The organism is Nocardia sp. NPDC051030, assembly GCF_040683015.1.
In the GTDB taxonomy this organism is placed as follows: Bacteria; Actinomycetota; Actinomycetes; order Mycobacteriales; family Mycobacteriaceae; genus Nocardia.
In genome coordinates this window covers 29,627-54,746 of sequence record NZ_JBFBCD010000008.1, presented here as the reverse complement: position 1 = coordinate 54,746, position 25,120 = coordinate 29,627, and the positions used below count along the sequence as shown (strand labels likewise).

Annotated in this window: 2 protein-coding genes (1 of these 2 only partly in view); both read left to right on the top strand. The window is 67.9% G+C overall.

The genetic code is table 11. From position 1 onward, the window contains the following. Positions 1–24,752: the 3' portion of a non-ribosomal peptide synthase/polyketide synthase gene (locus tag AB0N05_RS25840; RefSeq protein ID WP_364698438.1), read on the top strand. 3,520 nt of this gene lie to the left of the window's left edge; only the last 24,752 of its 28,272 coding nucleotides appear in the window; the start codon falls outside the window, past its left edge; its stop codon occupies positions 24,750–24,752. Continuing rightward, positions 24,749–25,120, top strand: coding sequence for a PPOX class F420-dependent oxidoreductase (locus AB0N05_RS25835; protein WP_364698437.1), 372 nt, complete (start codon positions 24,749–24,751; stop codon positions 25,118–25,120). The genes AB0N05_RS25840 and AB0N05_RS25835 overlap by 4 nt, the downstream gene beginning before the upstream one ends.

Sequence of the window (25,120 nt, the reverse complement as noted above, 5' to 3'; positions counted from 1 at the left end):
GCGAGCACGGATTCCAGGCCGAAGCGCGAGTCTCGCCGAATGTCACCGGGACGGATCTGCACATCGTCTACGCGGTGCATGAGCGGGTCGAATCGAACCCGGCACTGGACGGGGATCAGGTCGATCTGCTCGCGCCGAACGAGAAGTGGAGCGCCCCGGCCTCTTTGGGCACTCTGATGCGTCAACATCTCGGCGCGTGCCTGCCCGGCTACATGGTGCCGGATGTGGTGATGGTGCTCGACGGATTGCCGCTGACGGTGAACGGCAAGGTCGACAAGGCGGCGCTGCCCGAACCGGTGCTGGCGCGCGCGTTCTATCGGGCCCCGTCCACAGTGGTCGAGGAGATCGCGGCGGGGGTGTTCGCCGAAGTCCTCGGCATCGAGGAGGTGGGCCTCGACGACGACTTCTTCGAACTGGGCGGCAATTCGCTCTCGGCCACGCGATTGGTGGCACGGCTGGCCCAGGGCGTGGGCGTCGCGGTCGCGGTGCGCGATGTGTTCGAGTGCGCGGTGGTGGAGCGCCTGGCGGCCCTGCTCGCAACCCGGGTGGCGGCGGCGCCACCGGAGGACACGGGACCGCGCCTGGCCCCGTGGGCGCGTCCGGAGCGGGTGCCCTTGTCCTTCGCGCAGCAGCGCATGTGGTTCGTGAACCAGTTCGCGCCGGAGTCGGCGGCCTACAATATTCCGCTGGTCCTGCGGCTGACCGGTGAGCTGGATGTGGCGGCATTGTCGGGCGCGGTGCTGGATGTGCTTGCGCGGCACGAGGTATTGCGGACCTCGTATCCGGACGCGGACGGCGTGCCATTCCAGCAGGTCGTCCCGGTGGCCGATATCGCCACGCGAGTGGATGTGGATCTGACGCCGATCCGGGTGAGCGCGACCGATATGCCGGGCGCGATTTCCGGTGTGGCGTCCATGGGTTTCGATGTGGTGCAGCAGGTTCCGCTGCGAGTCCGATTGTTCACGGTACCGGGGGCGCAAGATTTCGCCTTGGTGATGGTGATGCACCACATCGGTGCCGATGGATTCTCCATGGCCCCGCTGGGCCGCGATCTCGCCACCGCGTATGCCGCCAGGTGCGCTGGGCGGCAGGCGGATTGGACGCCATTGCCGGTGCAGTACGCGGACTATGCGCTGTGGCAGCGGGACCTCCTGGGCGCGCCGGGCGATCCGGAGTCGATGCTCTCCCGGCAGCTGCACTACTGGACCGAGCAACTCCGCGGGCTGCCCGAGGTGCTGGAGCTGCCCGCCGATCGTCCCCGCCCGCCGGTGGCCTCGCATCGCGGAGCCCGGCACGGCTTCGTCGTGGAGCCGGATGTGGTTGCCGGGCTGCGGGAGCTGGCACATTCGCACGGCGTGACGGTGTTCATGGCATTCCATGCGGCCTTGGCGATCGTCCTGTCACGGCTGTCGGCCAGTAGCGATATCGCCGTTGGCTCGCCGGTGGCCGGGCGCGGCGCGGCGGAGCTGGACGATCTCGTCGGCATGTTCGTCAATACAGTCGTGTTGCGCACCCGCGTGGACGAGTCGGTGCCGTTCACCGAGCTGCTCGCCGATATTCGCGGCATCGATCTGGATGCGTTCGCGCATGCGGAGGTTCCATTCGAGCAGGTGGTGGAGGTCCTCGATCCGCCGCGCAGTCAGGCGCAACACCCGTTGTTCCAGGTGATGCTGGCATTCCATAATCTCGGCGACGCCAGCTTCGCGCTGCCGGGCGTCGAGGTGCACGCCTCGGGTGCCGATACCGGGATCGAGCGGTTCGATCTGACCCTGACATTGACCGACGCGGCCGACGAGACGGGCGCGATCCCGGTCGACATCAGCTACGCCACAGACCTTTTCGATCCGGCGACGGTCGCGGAATTCGCGGAACGCCTGCAACTGGTGTTGCGGACCATCGCACGCAATCCCGCTGTGCCGGTGCGTGATATCGACGTGCTGTCGGCACGTGAGCGAGAGCAACTGCGGCACTGGGGTCACGGCGGTTCGGTCGTGCGTGATGTGACCCTGCCTGATCTGCTGGCTGCCGCGGTGGCGGGCAATCCGGATGGCGATGCGGTGGTGGACGGGGATCGGCGGATCTCGTACCGCGAGCTCGATGAGCGTTCGAACCGATTGGCGCGACACCTGGTCAGACTCGGAGTGGGTCCGGAATCGGTGGTCGCGGTCGGGGTTCCGCGATCGCTGGAGTGGGTGCTGACCGTCTGGGCGATCGCCAAGACCGGGGCGGCATTCCTGTCCTTGGATCCCTCGCATCCGGTGGAACGCAATGAGTTCGTCTGCTCGGATTCCGGTGTGCTGATCGGGATTACGACGGACACCTATGTCCCGGAACTGCCGTCCGAGGACATGTCGTGGCTGATTCTCGACGAGCTCGACCTGTCGGGACTCGACTCCGCCGCGGTGACGGATGCGGATCGGTGTCGGCCGCTACGGGCGGCCGATGTGGCCTACGTCGTCTACACCTCGGGGTCGACCGGGCGTCCGAAGGGTGTCGAGGTCACGCATGCGGGACTGGCGGCAGCGGTGTCCGATCACCGGGATCGCTGTGCGATCGATGCCGATTCCCGGGTGCTGGGTGTGGCCGCGCGGACCTTCGATGCGGCGATTCTGGAGCTCCTGCTGGCGGTGTCCGGTGGTGTGACGCTGGTGATCGCGCCCGCGGATGCGTATGGCGGGCAACCATTGTCGGAGCTGCTACGTGCTCAGCAAGTCACCCATGCGTTCCTGACGCCGTCCGTGGCCTTGTCGGTGGATCCGGCCGGTCTCGATGCGCTGCGGATGGTGCTGACCGGTGGCGATCGGTGCCCGCAAGAACTGGCATCACGGTGGTCGGGCACCGATGCGGCGGGTGCTCGCACGGTGCACAACCTGTACGGCCCGGCCGAGGCGACCATCTGGGTGACAGGTGCGGAACTGACACCGGGAGACCTGCCGCGGATCGGTGGTCCGATCGCGGGTGTCGATGTGGCGGTGCTGGATTCGTGGCTGCGTCCGGTGCCCGCGGGTGTGCTCGGTGAGCTGTATGTGTCGGGTCCCGGTGTGGCGCGGGGCTATCGGGGCCGCCCCGGATTGACTGCCTCGCGATTCGTGGCGAATCCGTATGGGTCGCAAGGTGATCGGCTCTACCGCACGGGCGACCTGGCCCGCTGGGTCACCGATGACTCGGGCGTCGGGCAACTGGTGTTCGTGGGCCGCGCCGATGCCCAGGTGAAGGTGCGCGGACAGCGCCTGGAACTGGGCGAGGTCGAGGCGGCCCTGGCGGATCTGGCGGGGATCGAACAGGCCGTGGTGGTCGTGCATTCCGCCGGTGCCACGGTGCGCCTGGTCGGCTACGTGGTGGCCGAACCGGACTGCGCACTGGATCCGGAGCAGGTCAGGCGCTCGATTGGTGAGCGGCTGCCCGGATACATGGTGCCGGATGCGGTACTCGTCCTGGACGCCATGCCTTTGACGGTGAACGGCAAGGTGGACAAGGCCGCTCTGCCGGAGCCGGTATTCGCGCGTGCGGGCTATCGTGCGCCCGCCGCCGGGGTCGAGCAGCTCGTGGCGAGCGTGTTCGCGGAGGTCCTCGGGGTGGAGCGGGTCGGAGCCGATGACGACTTCTTCGGATTGGGCGGAGATTCGATCGTCTCGATCCAGGTGGTCGCCAAGGCACGGGCGCGAGGCGTGGTGTTCGGTCCGCGCGATGTCTTCGAGCAGCGCACGCCCGCCCGGCTCGCACTGATCGCCCGGACCGGTGCCGACGGCGCGGCCGAGCCCGCGGGAGCCGGAGTGGGCGAGCTGCCGCTGCTGCCGGTGGCCCAGTGGATGGTGGAGTGGGGCAAGGGATTCGATCGCTTCGCCCAGCATATGGCCGTGCGACTCCCGGCCGGTCTGGATGCGGCCGGTCTGATCGCCGGTGTGCGTGCGGTACTGGACCGTCACGACATGCTGCGGTCCCGGCTGGAACGTAGCGAGTTCGGGCACTGGCACCTGGTGGTCGCACCCCCGGGCGCGGTCGACGCTGCCGCGGTGCTGCATCGCCGGGTTCTCGATGCCGATATCGACTCCGCACAGACGCTGCCGTCGGATATCGCTGCCGCGGAACTCGACTCGGCCCTGGATCGATTGAATCCGGCCGAGGGCGTGATGGTGCAGTTCGTGTGGCTGGATCCGGGCTGGCTCCTGGTGGTGGCGCACCACCTCGTGGTCGACGGCGTCTCGTGGCGAGTGCTGGTGCCGGATCTCCAATCCGCATTCGAGCGTGCGAATTCGGGTGCCACTCCGGTCCTGGAACCGGTGGGAACGTCCATGCGGCGATGGGCACGCGAGCTGGTCACCGCGGCGCGCGAGCCCGGTCGGGTGGACGAGCTGGGGCTATGGCAGTCGATGGTGTCGGGACCCGATCCGCTCTGGGGCGGAAGGGAATTGGACCCGTCCATCGATACGGCCGAGATGCTCGAGGAGATCGAGGTCGAGCTGCCCGAATCGGTGACGCGGGCGCTGCTGTCGCGGGTTCCGGCGGTCTTCTACGGCGGCGTCAACGATGGACTGCTGGCCGGTTTGGCCGTGGCAGTGCGAATGTGGCGGTCGCAGCGGGGGATCGACGAGTCGTCGGTGCTGGTGCGCCTGGAAGGTCACGGGCGCGAGGAGCAGGTGGTCGCGGGCGCGGATCTGTCGCGCACAGTTGGCTGGTTCACGTCGATGTTCCCCGTCCGTTTCGAGCTGGCCGGAATCGATCTCGACGAGGTGGCCGCCGGGGGTGCCGCGGTCGCGGCGGTGGTGCGGGCGGTGAAGGAAACGCTGCGATCACTCCCCGACAAGGGGATCGGCTACGGACTGCTGCGGTACTCGAATGCCGAGACCGCCACCGAACTGCCCGATCGGATGCCGGGGCGGATCGGCTTCAACTATCTGGGGCAGGTCGGTGCCACGGATATCGCCGGAGTATTCGGTGAGCTGCGGGCCGCGCCGGATCCGGATATGCCGGTGACCCTCGCGGTGGATGTGAATGCCCTCGTGATCGAGGACCGGCTGCGCGCCGGATTCCGTTTCCCGCGCACCCTGCTCGATCGTGCGGACGTCGAGGCGCTCGCCGCACTGTGGTGCCGGGTATTGACCGCGATCGCCGCGCATTCCGCGGCTCCGGACGCCGGTGGGTATTCACCGTCGGATTTCGGCTTGGTGGAATTGACCCAATCCGAGGTCACCGCACTCGAACTCGCGTACCCGTCGCTGACCGACGTGTGGCCGCTGACGCCTCTGCAGGCCGGGTTGCTGTTCCACACCCGGCTCGCCGATACCGGGACCGATGTCGATGCCTATACCGCGCAGCTGACCCTGCGGCTCTCGGGCGCACCGGATGTGGAGCGCCTGCACCGATCCGCGCTCATGCTCGTGGACCGGCACGAGAGTCTGCGGACCGCGTTCACCACCACCGGTAGCGGTGCGAGCGTGGCCGTCGTGAGCGATGACGTCGAATTGCCGTGGCAGGTCGTTGATCTCAGCGACCGATCCGATCCGGAGAGCGCACTCGCCGAGCTGGCCGCCGCCGAGAAGGAGCGCAGGTTCGATCCGGCCGAGCCCGCGCTACTGCGGATCACGGTCGCCGAGTTGGGCTCCGGGCAATGGGCATTGGTGCTGACCAATCACCACGTGATCCTCGATGGCTGGTCGCTGCCGCTGCTGATCACCGAACTGTTCACCCACTACTGTGGCGAGGACGGCATCGCGGCGCCCGGCTCGTATCGGGACTTCCTGGCGTGGTTGGCCTCTCGTGATCGCGACGCCGCCTCGATCGCCTGGGGAACGGCCCTGCGCGGCGTCGAACCGACACTGATCGCTCCCGTTGGCTCCGACGCGGGTTCCGGTGCGGTGGTGGATTATTCGCTCACCCTCGACGCTGCCGACACCCGTGATCTGGTGGCCGCCGCGGCTGCTGCCGGGGTGACACTCAATACGGTGCTGCAATCGGCGTGGGCAATCATGTTGGCGCAGTGCGGCGGTCGCACCGATATCGTGTTCGGTTCGACAGTGTCCGGTCGTCCCGCCGAACTGTCCGCCGCCGGGCGCACCGTCGGCCTGTTCGTCAACACCATCCCGACCCGGGTCCGCTTCGAACCGTCCGAGCGCATCGGCGAACTGTGGACTCGGATCCACGGTGAACAAGCCGCCCTGCTTGAGCATCATCATCTCGGGCTGAGCGATATCCACACGCTCACCGGTCATGACAGCCTGTTCGACACCGTCATGGTGCTCGAGTCGTATCCCCTTGACATGCACAACATTCGGCAGGTCACCGACCGAGGCGACCTGGCGATCACCAGTGTCACGGCGGCCGATTCGACGCACTACCCCTTGACCTGTAGCGCCGTCCTGCACGACAGCCTGCGGCTGCGGCTGCAATATCAGCCCGGGGTCTTCGACGCGGCAACCATCGCGACATTCGCCGAGCGACTGCGGCAGGTCCTGCGTGCGATCACGGTCGACCCGGCACTGCCCGTGCGCGATATCGAGGTGCTGTCGGAGGTCGAGCGGCAACGACTGCTGGACCGGGGCCGGGGCCACACGGTGGAGACCGCCGCGACCCTGCCGGGTCTGCTCGCCGCCGCCGTGGCGGCCGATCCCGACGGTGATGCGGTGGTGGACGGGGATCGATGCCTGTCCTACCGCGAGCTCGACGAAAACTCGAATCGCTTGGCGTGGCACCTGATCGGGCTCGGGATCGGACCCGAGTCGGTGGTCGCGATCGGCGTTCCGAGGTCCCTGGAATGGGTATCGGCGGTGTGGGCGATTGCCAAGACCGGTGCCGCGTTCCTCTCGCTGGATCCCGGGCATCCGCTGGACCGCAATCGCTTCATGTGCACCGATTCCGGTGTGCTGGTGGGGATCACGGCCGATCGGTACTCCACGGTCTTGCCGCACGAGGATATGTCGTGGCTGAGCCTCGATGATCCCGCCGTGGCGGCAGCGGTCGCGCACTGCTCGAATGCCCCTGTGGCCGAGGCGGATCGGCGTGGTTCGGTGCGGTCGGACAGCGCCGCCTATGTCGTCTACACCTCGGGTTCGACCGGGCGTCCGAAGGGCGTCGAGGTCACCCACGCGGGGTTGGCGGGCGTTTGCGCCGGACAGCGCGAGCGTTTCGAGGTGGACCCCGAATCGCAGGTGCTGAGTGTGGCCGCCAGGACCTTCGATGCGGCCGTCTTCGAGCTCCTGCTGGCCGTCTGCGGTGCCGCCGTCCTGGTGATCGCGCCCCCCGATGTGTATGGCGGGCAACCACTGACCGAGCTCATGCGCGCCCGGCGGATCAGCCATGCCGTGCTCACCCCGAGCGTGGCGGCCATGATGGACACCGCGAGCCTCGACGACCTGCGCGTCCTGACCGTCGCGGGCGAGGCATGCCGACCCGCGCTCGTGACCCGGTGGTCGCGCACCGATGCCGCCGGTGTCCGGCGGGTGCACAACCTGTACGGCCCCGCCGAGGCGACGATCTGGGTGACCGGCAGTGCGGAGCTGTGCCCGGGCGACCCGATCACCATGGGTTCGGTAATCGGCGGAATGACCGCAGTGGTATTGGATTCGTGGTTGCGCCCGGTGCCCGCGGGCGTCGTGGGCGAGTTGTATGTGTCGGGTCCCGGTGTGGCGCGCGGGTATCGCGGCCGGGCCGCGCTGACAGCCTCGCGATTCGTGGCGAATCCCTTCGGCACGTCCGGGGATCGGCTGTACCGGACCGGTGACTTGGTCCGCTGGGTGACGGACGGCGAATCCGGTTCCGGCACCGGGGTTCTGGAGTTCATCGGCCGGGCCGACTTCCAGGTGAAGGTACGCGGGCAGCGGCTGGAACCGGGCGAGGTCGAGACCGCACTCACCGATCTGGACGGCATCGAGCAGGCGGCCGTCCTCGTGCACGCTCCGGAGACCGGTGGTGCCCGTCTGGTCGGGTATGTGGTGGCCGGTGCGGGGCAGGTCGTGGATCCGGTGCGGGTCCGGCGATCGCTCGGCGAGCGTTTGCCCGGATACATGGTGCCGGATGTGGTGATGGTGCTCGACGCACTGCCATTGACGGTGAACGGCAAGCTGGACACGGCCGCTCTGCCGGAGCCGATGGCGGCACGTGCGGGCTACCGCGCGCCCTCCTCGGTCATGGAGCACCTGGTGGCGGAGGTGTTCGCGGAGGTCCTGGGCGTCGAACGCATCGGGCTCGAGGACGACTTCTTCGTGCTGGGCGGGAACTCCCTGTCCGCCACCCGGCTGGCGGCACGATTGGCCGACGCCGCCGGTGCCGGGGTGGGTGTGCGTGATGTGTTCGAAGCGCCGGTGGCGGGGGAGCTCGCGGCCTTGCTCGCCGGTCGCGCCGCGAGTTCGGCTGCGCGGGAAGACGACTCGGCGGATGCGCCGCGCCTGCGGGCCCGGCCGCGCCCCGCGCGGGTGCCGCTGTCGTTCGCGCAGCAGCGCATGTGGTTCGTGAACCGCTTCGCACCGGACTCGGCGGCGTACAGCATCCCGCTCGTCCTGCGCCTGTCCGGTGCCTTGGATTCGGCGGCCTTGGCGTCGGCGGTGCTGGATGTGCTTGCGCGGCACGAGGTCTTGCGGACACGGTACCCGGATATCGATGGCGTGCCATTCCAGGAGATCGTCCCGGTGGCCGAGCTGGCCGCCCTGGTGGATATGGATCTGAGTCCGCTGTCGGTGAGCGAGGCCGAGGTGGCGGGCGGGGTCGCCGCCATGGTGTCGGCGGGATTCGATGTCGCCGAACGGATTCCCTTGCGGGCGCGGCTGTTCTCGGTGGCGCGGGATGAGTTCGTCCTGGTGATGGTGGTTCATCACATCAATGCCGACGGGTTCTCCATCACGCCCCTGGCACGCGATCTGGCCACCGCGTATGCGGCGAGGTGCGCTGGGCGGCAACTGGATTGGTCACCACTGCCGGTGCAGTACGCGGACTACGCGCTGTGGCAGCGGGACCTGCTGGGCTCGGCGAGCGACCCGGCTTCGATGCAGTCCCGGCAGCTGGGGTATTGGCTCGGGCAATTGCGGGATGTGCCCGAACTGCTGGAGCTGCCGACCGATCGCCCGCGCCCTCCAGTGGCCTCCCACCGTGGGGCGACGCACCACTTCACCCTGGACCCGGAAGTGGTCGCCGGATTGCACGGCCTCGCCCGGTCGCAGGGCGTGACAGTGTTCATGGCGTTCCACGCCGCGCTGTCGATCGTGCTGTCCCGATGGTCGGGCAGCAGCGATATCGCGGTGGGCACCCCGATCGCGGGGCGCGGTTCGGCAGCGCTGGACGACCTGGTCGGAATGTTCGTCAACACCGTGGTTCTGCGCACCCGGATCGATGAGTCGCGGCCGTTCACCGCGCTGCTGGCCGATATTCGCGGCACCGATCTGGACGCGTTCGCGCATGCGGAGATCCCATTCGAGCAGGTGGTGGATGCACTGGATCCGCCGCGCAGTCAGGCGCATCACCCGCTGTTCCAGGTGCTTCTGGCCTTCCACAACCTCGACCGCTCCGCCGTCACATTCCCCGGCCTCACCGTGCGCGCCTCCGGGGCCGAGACCGGTATCGAGCGATTCGATCTGACGCTGACCCTGGCCGACATTCCTGATTCCGAGGGCGCGATACCGGTCGACTTGAGCTATGCCACCGACCTTTTCGACGCCGAGACGATCGCACTGTTCGCCGAGCGCTTGCACCGGGTGTTGCACGCCATCGGCATCGATCCCACCGTGCCGGTGCGCGATATCGAGATCCTGTCGGCGTCGGAGCGGGAGCGCCTGCGCGAATGGGGCGGGGACCACCGGATCGACGCCTTCGATGACGTCGAAAGCACCCTGCCGGGCGTGCTTTCGGCGGCGGTGGCGGCCAATCCGGAGGGTGACGCCGTCCTGGACGGGCAGCGGCGGACCTCGTACCGGGAACTCGACGAACGTTCGAATCGATTGGCGCGCTGCCTGATCGGGCGCGGCATCGGCCCGGAATCGGTGGTCGCCGTCGCGATGTCGCGATCGCTGGAATGGGTTGCGGCGGTGTGGGCGATCACCAAGACCGGCGCGGGCTTCCTCTCGCTGGATCCGGCGCATCCGCTCGACCGCAATCGGTTCATGTGCGCCGATTCCGGTGTGCTGGTGGGAATTACGCTGGATCGGTACGCGTCGGTATTGCCGGAGGACGGGCTGTCCTGGCTGGTCATGGATGAACCCGCGCTGGCCGCGGAGATCGAACGTGTCGCAAGCACTCCGGTGACCGATGCGGACCGGTGTGGGCCATTGCGGCCGGAAAATACGGCCTACGTCGTCTACACCTCGGGCTCGACCGGCCGCCCGAAGGGCGTCGAGGTCACCCATGCCGGAGTGCTCGCGGTGGCGGCGGCACACCGCAGTCACTATGCGGTGGAAGCGGATTCACGAGTGCTTGGCGTCTCCGCACGCACCTTCGATGCCGCGGTGCTCGAACTCCTGCTGGTCGCTCCCGCCGGTGCAGCGCTGGTCCTCACCCCCGAGGATGTGTACGGCGGGGAGCCCTTGACCGAGTTCATGCGCACCGAGCGCATCAGTCACGCCTTCCTGACTCCGTCGGTCGCGGCCTCGGTCGATCCGGAGGGGTTCGACGCGCTGCGAGTCGCGGCAATCGGCGGTGAGCGCTATTCGCCCACCCTGGTGGAACGCTGGTGTCCGCCCGGAACCGAAGGCGCGCGACGGTTCTTCAATACCTACGGGCCGACCGAGACCACGATCATCATGATGATCAGCCCCGAACTGCGCGCCGGTGATCCGATCGTGCTGGGCTCGGCCATCGACGGCATGTCCGTGCAGGTGCTTGATGCGTGGATGCGACCGGTGCCCGCCGGTGTGGTGGGTGAGATGTATGTGTCGGGCGCCGGTGTGGCACGGGGATATCGGGGTCGATCCGGGCTCACGGCCGCGCGGTTCGTGGCGAATCCGTCCGGGGCGCACGGTGATCGGCTGTATCGCACCGGCGACCTGGTCCGGTGGACCATCGATGAATCCGGGGCCGGGACGCTGGTCTTCGTGGGCCGCGCCGACTTCCAGGTGAAGGTGCGCGGGCAGCGCCTGGAGCTGGGTGAGGTCGAGGCCGCGTTGACCGATGTATCCGGCATCGAGCAGGCCGTCGTGATCGTGCACACGCCGGACACCGGCAGCACGCGGCTGGTGGCCTATGTCCGGTCCGCGCGCGCACTGGATCCGGAGCAGATCAGGCAGACGGTGGGCGAGCGCCTGCCCGGCTACATGGTGCCGGATGTGGTGATGGTGCTCGAGGAATTCCCCTTGACCAGTAGCGGAAAGGTCGATCGCCGCGCGCTGCCGGAGCCCGTGCTGACCGTGCGCGAGTTCCGGGCTCCGATCTCCGCGACCGAGCGGATCGTGGCCGAGGTGTTCGCCGAGGTGCTCGGAATCGAGCGCGTCGGAACCGATGACGACTTCTTCGCCCTGGGCGGCGACTCCATCGTGTCGATCCAGGTGGTGGCCAAGGCACGCGCCAGGGGAGTGCTGTTCGGTCCGCGCGATGTGTTCGAGCAACGCACGGCGGGGCGTCTGGCGCTGTGCGCGCAGGTCACCGAGGGCGAATCCGGTGAGACGGGTGAACCTGCCGGTGGTGGGGTCGGCGAGTTGCCCCTCTTGCCCGTGGCTCAGTGGATGGTGGAGTGGGGCAAGGGATTCCGTCGACTCGATCAGCATGTGATGCTGCGTATTCCGGCCGGTGTGGATGAGGCGGGCTTGCTGGCGAGTGTGGGTTCGGTGCTGGACCGGCACGACATGCTGCGTTCCCGGCTCGAGGAAAGCGATTCCGGCGGTTGGTCGTTGATGGTCTCTGCGCCGGGCACCATCGATGCCGCCACGGTCTTCCACCGGCACGTGCTCGACGCCGGAATCGATATCGATTCCGAGCAGGGCCGAAAAGTGGTGGCGGGCATTGCCTCCGAGCAGTTGGATGCCGCGCTGGATCGAGTGGATCCGGCCACCGGGGCGATGGTGCGGTTCGTCTGGCTGGATCCGGGTTGGCTGCTGGTGGTGGCGCACCATCTGGTCGTCGACGGGGTGTCGTGGCGAGTGCTGGTGCCGGACTTAATGTCCGCGTTCGAGCAGGTGAGCTCGGGCGGCACACCGGTGCTCGAGCCGGTGCGGACATCCATGCGGCGGTGGGCACACGGACTGATGGCCGAGGCGGCCAACCCGCAGCGGGTCGCCGAACTCGGAATGTGGCAGCAGCTCGCGATCGGACCCGATCCGCTCTGGGGCGGGCGGGAATTGGACCCGGCCCTGGACACGGCCGACGTCATCGAACAGGTCGAGGTTCAGCTGCCGGAATCGGTGACCCGGGCACTGCTGTCGCGGGTTCCGGCGGTATTCCACGGTGGCGTCAATGACGGGCTGCTGGCCGCCTTGGCCGTGGCCGTGCGGATTTGGCGTGGACGCCGAGGCATTGACGAGTCGTCGGTGCTGGTGCGTCTGGAAGGTCATGGGCGCGAGGAGCAGGTGGTCGCAGGCGCGGATCTGTCGCGCACCGTGGGTTGGTTCACGTCGATGTTCCCGGTGCGGTTCGAGCTCGCCGATATCGATCTCGATGAGGTTCTCGCCGGGGGTGCCGAAGTCGCGTCGGTGGTGCGGGCGGTGAAGGAGACGCTGCGATCCATCCCGGACAAGGGAATCGGGTATGGGTTGCTGCGCTACCTCAACGCCGAGACGGCTGCCGAGCTGCCTGATCGGATGCCGGGACGCATCGGCTTCAACTACCTCGGCCGGTTCTCGACGGCCGACACCGGCGCGAATGGCGTGCACGGCGGGCTGGGCGAACTGACCTCGACGCCGGACCCGCAGACACCGGTGACCGTGGCCGTGGATGTGAACGCAATCGTTCTGGAAGACCGGCTCCGGGCGAGCTTCCGCTTCCCGTACACCCTCTTGCGCCGTGAGGACATGGACGAGCTGGCGGGACTGTGGTCCCAGGTGCTGACCGTCATCGCCGCACACGCCGAAACCCCCCGCTGCGGCGGCCACTCCCCATCGGACTTCGGATTGGTGCGGCTGCCGCAATCCGATATCACCGCACTCGAACGCGAATACCCCGCGCTGAGCGATGTCTGGCCGCTGACACCATTGCAGACCGGCCTGCTGTTCCATTCCCGGCTGGTCGACGCCGACCTCGACGCCTACACCGTGCAGATGGTGCTGCACCTGACCGGTGAGCTGGACGTGCGACGCCTGCGTGAGGCCGCGACCACGCTGCTGCGGCGACACCAGGGTCTGCGCACGGCCTACACAACCACCGACAGCGGTGTGAGTGTGGCGGTACTCCGGGACGACATCGAAGTGCCCTGGCGTGTAGTGGATCTGGCTGATCATCCAGATCCCGACACCGAACTCCGAGAGCTGGCCGCAGCGGAGAAGGCGCGCGGTTTCGATCCCGCTGTCGCTCCCTTGCTGCGGTTCACCATCGCGCGACTGGGCACCGGTCGCTGGGCATTGATCCTGACCAACCACCACCTGATCCTCGACGGCTGGTCCTGGCCGCTACTGCTCACCGACCTGTTCCGTCACTACACCGGCGATAACTCGCTTCCCGCGGCCGGTTCCTATCGAGACTTCTTGGCGTGGTTGGCGACTCGTGATCGGAACGCGTCACTCGCGGCATGGGATTCGGCCCTGGACGGTGCCGAACCGACCCTCCTGGCTGCCGGATCCGGTGCCGGGGCGGTCGCGGATCGGTCGATCACCATCGAGAGTTCGGTGACCCGGAATCTGGTGGAGGCGGCGGCCACCGCCGGTGTGACGGCCAATACCGTCTTGCAGTCGGCGTGGGCAATCATGCTGGCGCAGTTGACCGGCCGAACCGATGTCGTCTTCGGCGGCACCGTATCCGGGCGTCCCGGTGACCTCCCGGGTGCCGATCGCACCATCGGCTTGTTCATCAACACCATTGCGACCCGAGTCCGATTGGCGCCGGGGGAGAGCGTCGCCCAGCTGTGGACGCGAATCCACGGCGAGCAGGCCGCCCTGCTCGAGCATCACCATGTGGGCCTGCCGGATATTCACGCGCTGACCGGCAATGACAGCCTCTTCGACACGCTCATGGTGCTCGAATCCTATCCCGTCGACATCCATGACATCGAGCACGCCATCGGTCACGGCGAGCTGGCGATCGGCGAGGTCGGTGCCACCGATTCCACGCATTACCCGCTGGCCTGCACCATGGTGCTCGGGGACACGCTGCGGATTCGGCTCCAGTACCAACCCGATGTAATCGACTCGGCGCGGATCGACCTGATCGCCGATCGCCTGCGGCGGGTATTGCAGTCGCTCACAGTCGATCCCACCATCGCGGTGCGCGAGATCGATGCCTTGTCGATGCCCGAACGGCAGCGGCTGCTGCACGACTGGAGTCATGGCGACACCCTCGCGGGGCTCGAGGAGGTGACACTGCCCAGCGTGCTCGCTGCAGCGGTGGCAGCCGATCCGGATGGCGTCGCGGTGGTGGACGGTGAGCGGCGGATGTGGTATCGCGAGCTTGACGAATACTCGAATCGCTTGGCGCGGTGCCTGATCGGGATCGGTGCGGGGCCGGAGTCGGTGGTGGCCATAGCGGTGCCACGGTCGCTGGAATGGGTGACGGCGGTTTGGGCGATCGCCAAGACGGGGGCCGCGTTCCTGTCGGTGGATCCGGCGCATCCGCTGGAGCGGAATCGGTTCGTGTGTGCCGATTCCGGTGTGCGGGTGGGAATTACATTGAACAGGCAGGGCGAGACCCTGCCGCGCGAGGGTATGTCGTGGCTGATTCTCGACGACCTGGACCTTTCCCCGTACAGCGTCGACGCGGTGACCGACGCGGATCGGCATGGGCCGGTGCGGACGGGCAATACGGCCTACGTCGTCTACACCTCGGGTTCGACCGGTCAGCCGAAGGGCGTCGATGTCTCGCATACGGGGTTGGCGGCGGCGGTCGCCGATCACCGGCGGCGCTGCGCGGTCGATGCGGGCTCCCGGGTGCTGGGTGTGGCCGCGCGGACCTTCGATGCGGCGATTCTGGAATTCCTGCTGGCGGTGTCCGGCGGTGCGGCGCTGGTAATGGCCCCCGCGGATGTGTATGGCGGGCAACCGCTCTCGGAGCTTCTGCGTGATCAGCGGGTCAGTCATGCGTTCCTGACGCCATCGGTGGCTCTGTCGGTGGATCCGGCCGGGCTCGATGCGTTGCGCGTGGTGCTCACGGGTGGCGATCGGTGTTCGCCGCAATTGGCCCAGCGGTGGGCTGGCACCGATGCTGCGGGTTCGCGCAGGATGCACAACCTGTATGGACCGGCCGAGGCAACCATCTGGGTGACGGGTGCGGAACTGCATCCGGGTGCCCCGGCGGGAATCGGTGGCCCGATCCCGGAGGCGTTGGTGCTGGTGCTCGACGCCTGGTTGCGCCCGGTACCGGCCGGGGTCGCGGGTGAGCTGTATGTGTCGGGTCCCGGTGTCGCACGCGGATATCGAGGTCGCTCCGGGCTGACGGCCTCGCGGTTCGTGGCGAATCCGTATGGCGCGCCCGGTGATCGGCTGTATCGGACGGGAGACCTCGTCCGCTGGACGACGGAGGACGAGTCCGATTGCGGGGCCGGAGAGCTCATGTTCGTCGGCCGATCCGACTTCCAGATCAAGGTGCGCGGGCAACGCATCGAGCCGGGTGAGATCGAGAACGCCCTGACCGCCCTGACCGGGATCGAGCAGGCCGTGGTTGTCGTGCACTCCGAGACCACCGGGGCCGCAGTGCGATTGGTGGCCTATGTCGCGGGGACCGGAGTGGATCCGGAGCACATCAGGCGGTCCGTGGGCGAGCGGTTGCCGGGCTACCTGGTGCCGGATGTGGTGATGGTGCTCGATGAGTTGCCATTGACAAGCAGCGGAAAGATCGATCGCCGTGCCCTGCCCGAACCGGTGCTTGCACCGCGCTCGTTCCGGGCACCGGCCACCGCGATGGAGGAAGTGGTCGCGGGCGTCTTCGCGGATGTGCTCGGTGTCGACCGGGTCGGCGTCGACGACGACTTCTTCGTCTTGGGCGGCGATTCGATCGTGTCGATTCAGGTCGTGGCCAAGGCGCGGGCCAAGGGCGTGGTATTCGGTCCGCGCGATGTGTTCGAGCAGCGCACCGCGGCACGGCTGGCCCTCATCGCGCGGGACCTCGACGCCGAGGACGGCGTGGCGGAGCTCGCGGGTGGCGGTGTCGGGGAGATGCCGCTGCTGCCGATCGCCCGGTGGATGGTGGACGGGGGCAAGGGATTCGATCGATTCGATCAGCACGTGGTGGTGCATGTCCCGGCCGGTGTGGACGAGGCGGGCCTGCTGGCCTGTGTGAGTGCGCTGCTGGACCGGCACGACATGCTGCGGTCCCGACTGCGGCACAGCGACTCCGAGGGCTGGTCGCTCATGGTCGCCCCACAGGGGAGCGTCGATGCCGCGTCGGTGCTGCACTCGTGCGCGGACGCCGCGGGTCAATTGGATGCGGCGCTCGACCGTTTGGATCCGATCGCCGGGGTAATGGTGCAGTTCGTATGGCTGGGCTCCGATCGCCTCGTGGTGGTCGCGCACCATCTGGTGGTCGATGGCGTGTCGTGGCGAGTGCTGGTGCCGGACCTGACGTCCGCTTTCGAGCAGGTGCTTGCCGGTGAGATGCCGGTACTGGCTCCCGTCGGCACCTCCGTGCGGCGCTGGGCGCACGGATTGGCAGCCGAAGCCGTCACCGCTAACCGAGCCGCAGAGCTCGGACTGTGGCGGTCGATGGTGGCCGGTCCCGATCCGCTGTGGGGCGGGCGCGAATTGGATCCCACCATCGATACGGCCGCGGAGCTCGAGGCGGTGCAGGTGGCATTGCCGGAGTCGGTGACTCGGGCATTGCTGTCGCGGGTTCCGGCCGTGTTCCACGGTGGCGTCAATGACGGGCTCCTGGCCGGTCTGGCCGTGGCCGTGCGGACGTGGCGGTCGCGGCGGGGCATCGACGAGTCGTCGGTTCTGGTGCGCCTGGAAGGTCATGGGCGCGAGGAGCAGGTGGTCCCGGGCGCGGATCTGTCGCGCACCGTGGGTTGGTTCACGTCGATGTTCCCGGTGCGGTTCGAGCTGGCCGGTATCGATGTCGATGATGTGGTCGCCGGTGGTGCCGGGGTGGCGGCGGTGGTGCGTTCTGTGAAGGAAACGCTGCGATCCATCCCGGACAAGGGAATCGGCTACGGGCTGCTGCGCTACCTGAATGCCGAGACTGCCGCCGAGCTGCCCGATCGGATGCCGGGCCGGATCGGCTTCAACTACCTCGGCCAGATGTCGAGTGCCGATATCGGTGGATTCGATGGCGGGCTGGCTGATTCGACGCCGGATGTCGAGACACCGGTGACGGTCGCCCTGGACGTGAGCGCGATCGTCATCGACGGTCGGCTCGAGGCGACCTTCCGATTCCCCCGGACCCTGCTGGCGCGCGCGGAGATCGAGGAGTTCGCGGGATTGTGGACCGCGGCGCTGACCGCGATCACCGAGCATGCCGAGATGCCCGGTGCCGGTGGACATTCCCCATCGGACTTCGAATTGGTGCGAGTGACCCAATCCGATATCGCCGCACTCGAATTCGCGTATCCGTCGCTGACCGATGTGTGGCCGCTGACGCCCTTGCAGGCGGGCCTATTGTTCCACGCTCAATTGACCGGTGCCGTCGATGTCGACGTCTATGCGGCGCAGCTGGTGCTGCATCTCAGTGGGGAGCTGGATCCGGACCGTTTGCATCGGGCCGCGTCGGCTCTGGTGGATCGGCACGAGAGTGTGCGGACCGCGTTCACCACGACCGGTAGTGGCGTGAGTGTGGCGGTGGTGTGCGAGAGCGTCGAATTGCCCTGGGAGGTTGTGGATCTCACCGCGCATCCGGATCGAGAGGCCGGGCTCGCCGAGTTGGCCGCGGCCGAGAAGGCGCGCCGATTCGATCCGGCCAAGCCGCCGCTGCTGCGGTTCACGGTGGTCCGGCTGGGGGCCGATCAATGGTCGTTGATCCTCACCAACCACCACGTCATCCTCGATGGCTGGTCGCTGCCATTGCTGGTCACCGAATTGTTCTCGCACTACTCGGGTGACATTGCGATCGCACCGGCGGGCTCGTACCGGGATTTCCTGTCCTGGTTGGCCTCTCGCGATCGGGACGCCGCGCTGACCGCGTGGACCGAGGCCCTCGACGGTGCCGAACCCACCCTGATCGCGGGGACCGCCCCGACCGGCGTCGGTGCGGTCGTGGATCACTCACTCACGGTGGACGAGGCCGACACCCGGCATCTGGTGGCCGCCGCGTCCGCCGCCGGGGTGACACTCAATACGGTGCTGCAATCGGCATGGGCAATCATGTTGGCGCAGTACAGCGGTCGCATCGATGTCGTCTTCGGCGCGACGGTGTCCGGCCGTCCCGCCGAGCTGCCCGCCGCCGGGCGCACCGTCGGATTGTTCATCAATACGATTCCGACCCGCGTCCGATTGGCGCCGCGGGAGTCCATGGCGCAGCTGTGGACCCGAATCCAAGGCGAGCAGGCAGCCCTGCTCGAGCATCATCACCTCGGCCTGACCGATATCCACACCGTGGCCGGCAGCGAGTCCCTGTTCGACACGCTCATGGTGTTCGAGTCATATCCGATCGACGTACAGAACCTGCGGCACGTCACCGGTTCCGGGGATCTGGAGCTCACCGGAGTCACCGGCGCGGACTCCACGCACTACCCCCTGACCGGCACCATGATCCTGCAAGACAACCTGTGGATCAGGCTGCAATACCGGCCGGACATGTTCGACGCCGACACGATCACGGCGCTCGCGCAACGCCTTCGGCTCGTGCTGAGTGCGATCGCCCAGGATCCGACCGTGCTGGTGCGCGATATCGACCCGCTGCCGCCGCTGGAACGAGAACGGCTCCTGCGTGACTGGGGTCGTGGCGATACTCGCGACCTCGGCACACCCGTCGATGCGATGACATTGCCGGGCTTGCTCGCCGGGGCGGTGGCCCGCAATTCGGCAGGCGCTGCGGTGGTGGAGGGGGAGCGGCAGCTCTCCTACCGTGAGCTCGATGAGCGCTCGAATCGCCTGGCGCGGTGTCTGATCGGGCTCGGGGCGGGGCCGGAGTCGGTGGTGGCGATCGGAGTGCCGAGGTCGCTGGAGTGGGTGCTCGCGGTGTGGGCGATCGCCAAGACGGGTGCGGGATTCCTCTCGGTGGATCCGGGGCATCCGGTGGACCGGAACGGGTTCATGTGCGCCGATTCCGGTGTGCGAGTGGGTATCACGATGGATCAGTATGCCCCGGCGCTGCCGCGCGAGGGCATGTCGTGGCAGGTCCTCGAGGAGCTCGACCTGTCGCAGTTCAGTGCCGACGCCGTGACCGATGCCGACCGGCGCGGGGCATTGCGGTCGGGCAATGCGGCGTATGTCGTCTACACGTCGGGGTCGACCGGCCGTCCGAAGGGCGTCGAGGTCTCGCACGCCGGTTTGGCGGCGGTGGCCGCCACTCAAGTGCGTGCCTACGGGGTCGATGCCGATTCGCGAGTGCTGGCCGTATCGGCGCGGACCTTCGATGTGGCGATTCTGGAGTTGCTGCTGGCCGTGTCCGCCGGTGCGGTGCTGGTGGTCGCGCCCGCGGAGGTGTATGGCGGGCAACAGCTGTCGGCATTGCTGCGTGATCAGCGCATCAGCCACGCCAACCTGACGCCGACCGTGGCGGCCACGCTGGATTCGGCCGCACACGACTATCCGAAGGTCTTGATCACCGCGGGCGAGGCGTGTCCCGCCGCACTGGTGTCGCGCTGGTCGCGTACCGATACCGCGGAATCTCGCCGGTTCTTCGATGCCTACGGGCCGACCGAGATCACCATTATCGCGCTGATCAGTCCTGAACTGACGGCCGAGGATCCGCTCGGGCTGGGTTCGGTCATCGACGGCATGTCGGTGGCGGTGCTGGATCCCTGGCTGCGTCCGGTGCCCATCGGTGCGGTGGGCGAGCTGTGTGTGTCGGGTCCCGGTGTGGCGCGCGGCTATCGGGGTCGGCCGGGGTTGACCGCGTCCCGATTCGTGGCGAATCCGTTTGGGACACAGGGGAATGACCGGATGTACCGGACGGGAGACCTGGTTCGCTGGGTGGCCGATACGTCCGGCTCCGGGCGGCTGGTCTACGTGGGCCGGGCCGACTTCCAGGTGAAGGTGCGCGGGCAGCGGCTCGAGCTGGGTGAGGTTGAAGCCGCGCTGACCGGCGTGGACGGCATCGAACAGGCCGTGGTGGTCGTGCATACTCCCGACACAGGCGATGCGCGGTTGGTGGGATACGTGGTCGCCGGTCCCGGATACGCGGTGGACCCGGTACAGGTGCGGCGGTCGGTAAGCGCGCACCTGCCGGGCTACATGGTGCCGGACGTGGTGCTCGTCCTCGACGAGTTGCCCCTGACGATGAACGGCAAGGTGGACAAATCCGCACTGCCGGAACCGGTGATCGTGCGCGCGGGCTATCGCGCTCCGACCACCGCGATCGAGGAAATCGTGGCGGGAGTATTCGCCGAAGTCCTCGGGGTGGAGCGGGTCGGGCTCGAGGACGATTTCTTTGTACTGGGCGGGAATTCGCTGTCGGCGACCCGGTTGGTGGCGCGCGCGGCCGAGGGTGTGGGCGTCGCGGTGAGTGTGCGCGATGTATTCGAAGCACCGACGGTGCAGGGGTTGGCCGGATTGCTCGCGGCTCGGGTGGCGAGTACGGGACAGGATTCGGCCGCTGTTCTGCGCCTGGGTTCCGGGGTGCGGCCCGAGCGGGTGCCCCTGTCGTTCGCGCAGCAGCGGATGTGGTTCGTGAATCGGTTCGCGCCCGAGTCGGCGGCATACAGCCTTCCCCTCGTACTGCGCCTGTCCGGTGTGCTGGATTTGGACGCGTTGTCGGCGGCCATGCTGGATGTTCTTGCCCGGCATGAGGTTTTGCGGACGCGGTATCCCGATGTGGATGGCGTGCCGTTCCAGGAAGTGATCCCGGTAGCCGAGCTGTCCGGCTGTGTGGACGTGGATCTGACTCCGCTCCCGGTTACCGAGGCCGAGTTGGCGGGTGCGATCGCATCCCTCGTGTCCATGGGCTTCGATGTGGCACACCGTGTTCCGGTGCGTGCGCGGCTATTGGCCCTGGGCGTCGATGAATGCGTCCTGGTGCTGGTGCTGCATCACATCAGTGCGGACGGCTTCTCCATGGGGCCGCTGGCACGCGATCTGGCCACCGCCTACACGGCCAGGTGTGCTGGACGGCACGCGGATTGGGCTGCCTTGCCGGTGCAATACGCCGACTACGCGCTGTGGCAGCGCGAGCTGCTCGGCTCCGCAACAGATTCGGAATCGACACTGGCACGGCAACTTCAGTACTGGACCGAGCAACTTCGCGAGCTGCCCGAGGCCCTCGAACTGCCCGCCGATCGCCCTCGCCCGCCGGTGGCGTCCCATCGCGGGGCGACGCATTTCTTCACCGTGAACCCCGAAATCGTCTCCGGCGTGCGCGATCTGGCGCGGGCGCAGGGCGTGACGGTATTCATGGTGTTCCATGCGGCGCTGGCGATCGTCCTGTCACGGCTCTCGGGCAGCGGCGATATCGCGATCGGCTCACCCGTGGCGGGTCGTGGCGCGGCGGAGCTGGATGATCTGGTCGGCATGTTCGTCAATACCGTGGTGCTGCGCACCCGGGTGGATGAATCGGTGCCGGTCACCGAGCTGCTCGCGCAGGTCCGGGGTGTGGATCTGGACGGATTCGCCCACGCCGAAGTGCCTTTCGAGCAGATCGTCGAGGCGCTGGATCCGCCGCGCAGTCAGGCGCATCACCCGCTGTTCCAGGTCATGCTGGCATTCCACAATCTCGATCAGGCGGACTTCACGCTCCCGGGCCTCGAGGTCACCGCGTCGAGCGCCGATACCGCCATCGAACGGTTCGACCTGACGCTCACCCTGACCGATGCTCCGGACGCGGAGGGTGCGATCCCCGTCAATCTGAGCTACGCCACCGACCTGTTCGACCCGGCGACGATCGATGTGTTCGCACAACGCTTGCACCAGGTGCTGCGCGCGATCACGGTCGATCCCGCTGTGCTGGTACGGGATATCGACCTGCTCTCGGAACCGGAGCGAGGGCAGCTACGGCACTGGGGTCGGGGCAGCAGCATCGACGGTGCCTCGACCCTGCCCGGGTTGCTGGCCTCGGCGGTAGCGGCGAACCCGGACGGCGAGGCGGTCCTGGACGGGGATCGGCGGCACACGTACCGCGCGCTCGATGAGCGCTCGAATCAGTTGGCGCGGTATCTGATCGGGCTCGGCATCGGACCGGAGTCGGTGGTGGCCATCGGGGTGCCGCGATCGCTGGAATGGGTGCTGGCGGTCTGGGCGATCGCCAAGACCGGGGCCGGATTCGTCTCTGTCGATCCCGCGCATCCGCTGGAGCGCAATCAGTTCGTGTGCGCGGATTCCGGTGCACGGGTGGGTATTACGGCGCATCGGGCTGCGGCGGCAATGCTGCCCGAGGATACTTCGTGGCTGGTTCTCGACGAGCTCGACGTGTCGGGCCTCGGCACCGCCGCGCTCACCGACTCGGAGCGCGAGCCGGTGCGGTCGGCGAATACGGCGTACGTCATCTACACCTCGGGTTCGACCGGTCGCCCGAAGGGCGTCGAGGTCACCCACGCCGGGCTGGCGGGGCTGATGGCCGATCAACTGAATCGCTCTGCGGTGGAGTCGGGTTCGCGGGTGCTGAGCGTGGCCGCGCGGACCTTCGACGCGGCGATCCTGGAATTACTGCTGGCGGTGTCCGGTGCCGCGGCATTGGTGATCGCGCCGCCTGAGGTGTTCGGTGGGCAACCGCTGGCGGAGTTGCTGCGCGATCGGCGCATCACCCATGCGTTCCTGACTCCGGCGGTGGCATTGTCGGTGGATCCGGCCGGGCTCGACGAGCTGCGGGAGGTGCTGACCGGCGGTGACCGGTGTTCGCCGGACATGGTGTCGCGCTGGTCGCGCACCGATGCGTCGGGCTCGCGCCGGGTGCACAACCTGTACGGCCCGGCGGAGGCCTCCATCTGGGTGACGGGTACCGAGCTGGTGCCCGGGCGGCCGGTGGGGATCGGTGGCCCCATTGCGGGAATGACTGTGGCGGTATTGGATTCATCCCTGCGACCGGTGCCCGCCGGTGTGGTGGGGGAGCTCTACGTCGCGGGTGCGGGTGTGGGGCGCGGGTATCGAGGTCGAGCGGGGACGACCGCGTCGCGGTTCGTGGCCGACCCGTTCGGTGCGCCGGGGGATCGGCTGTATCGGACCGGCGACCTGGTCCGCTGGGTCACCGACCGCGAATCCGGCTCCGGGGCGGGCACTCTGGAGTTCGTCGGCCGCTCCGACTTCCAGGTCAAGGTGCGCGGACAGCGCCTGGAGCTGGGTGAGATCGAGGCCGTGCTGACCGCGTCGGACGGGATCGATCAGGCCGTGGTGGTCGTGCATTCGCCGGACACGGGTGAGGTGCGGCTGGTGGCCTACGTGCTGGCCGCCGCGGGCCGTGTGCCCGATCCGATCCGGGTGCGGCGGTCGGTCGGTGAGCGGCTGCCCGGATACATGGTCCCGGACGTGGTGATGGTGCTCGACGATATGCCATTGACCAGCAGCGGCAAGGTGGACCGCCGGGCCCTGCCCGAACCGGTGTTCGCGGCCCGTGAATTCCGGGTCCCGGCAACCGGCACCGAACAGCTGGTGGCGGAGGTGTTCGCCCAGGTGCTCGGGGTGGATCGGGTCGGGGCCGATGACGACTTCTTCGCACTGGGTGGAAACTCGCTCACCGCGGTGCAAGTCGTGTCGCTGGTGCATTCCCGTACCGGGCGGCAGATGCAGTACAGCCGCCTGTTCTCCGATGCGACACCCGCGGCGCTGGCGCAATCCCTCGACGGCGGCCAGGATCTCATGAATATCTCCCTGGGCGTGCTGACCCCGCTGCGCTCCTCGGGCACGCGCGCACCGCTGTTCTGCGTCCATCCCGGTGGCGGGCTCGCCTGGGTGTACGGGGCGCTCGTGAGTCACCTCGACCCCGATCGCCCGGTCTACGGCTTGCAGGACCCGTATATCGTCGCGGGCGAGTCGCGCCTGGAATCGGTTGGCGCATATGCCGATCGCTACGTTCGAGAACTCCTCGAGCGGTTCCCGGACACCACCTACAACCTGCTCGGCTGGTCCCTCGGCGGCCAGATCGCGCACGCCATGGCGGTGCGACTGCAAGAGCTGGGCCATGAGGTCGGCCTGCTGGCCGTGGTGGACGCCAGCCCGGAAACCGGTGTCGAGGAACCGTCCGATCCGGATCCCCAGGACGTGGTCGAGGCCGTGACCCGCATACTCGGCGGCTGGCGAGAAGTCTTGGGCCTGGACGATATTCCGCCCATCGAACGCCTCGACGACTTCTACGCCCTGCTCTCGGATCGCCTGAGCAGGGCCGGAATCCTCACCCCGCAACAGGTCGAGCGAGTCCTCGAAAGCTTCTCGAAGCCACTGCCTTTCACGCCCGGCCGCTACACCGGCGACGCCCTCCTGTTCACCTCCACCCGCGAGCCCGGCCGCGACCACCTCGCCGAAACCTGGCGTCCCCACATCTCCAACCGCATCGACCGCATTCCGATCGACGAATGGCACACCGGAATGCTCAGCGCCGACAAGGCCGCCGAGATCGCCCCGATCCTGGAGTCCCGCTTGACCCCCGATCCCGAAAGTCATCCCACCGGAGGACGGTCATGATCGACGTCATCGAGCAGATCGACCTACACCGCCACATCACCCTCATCACCTTCCGCCGCGACGGCCGCACCGTCCCCACCCCCCTCTGGTTCGCCGTGGACGACGGCGAACTCCTACTCCTCACCGAATCGAACAGCGGCAAGGTCAAACGAATCCGCAACAACAGCCAAGTCCTCATCGCCCCCTGCGACGACACCGGCCACATCCCCGAAGGCACCCCCACCATGCCCGCCGCCGCCCGCCTCCTCGACGAAGCAGGCACCCGACGAGCCCACCACCTCATCTCCCTCAGATACATAGCCGAACAATCCGACCGCCTCCGCCGCCGCGACCGCCAATGGATAGGCATAGCCGTCACCCTGTATTGA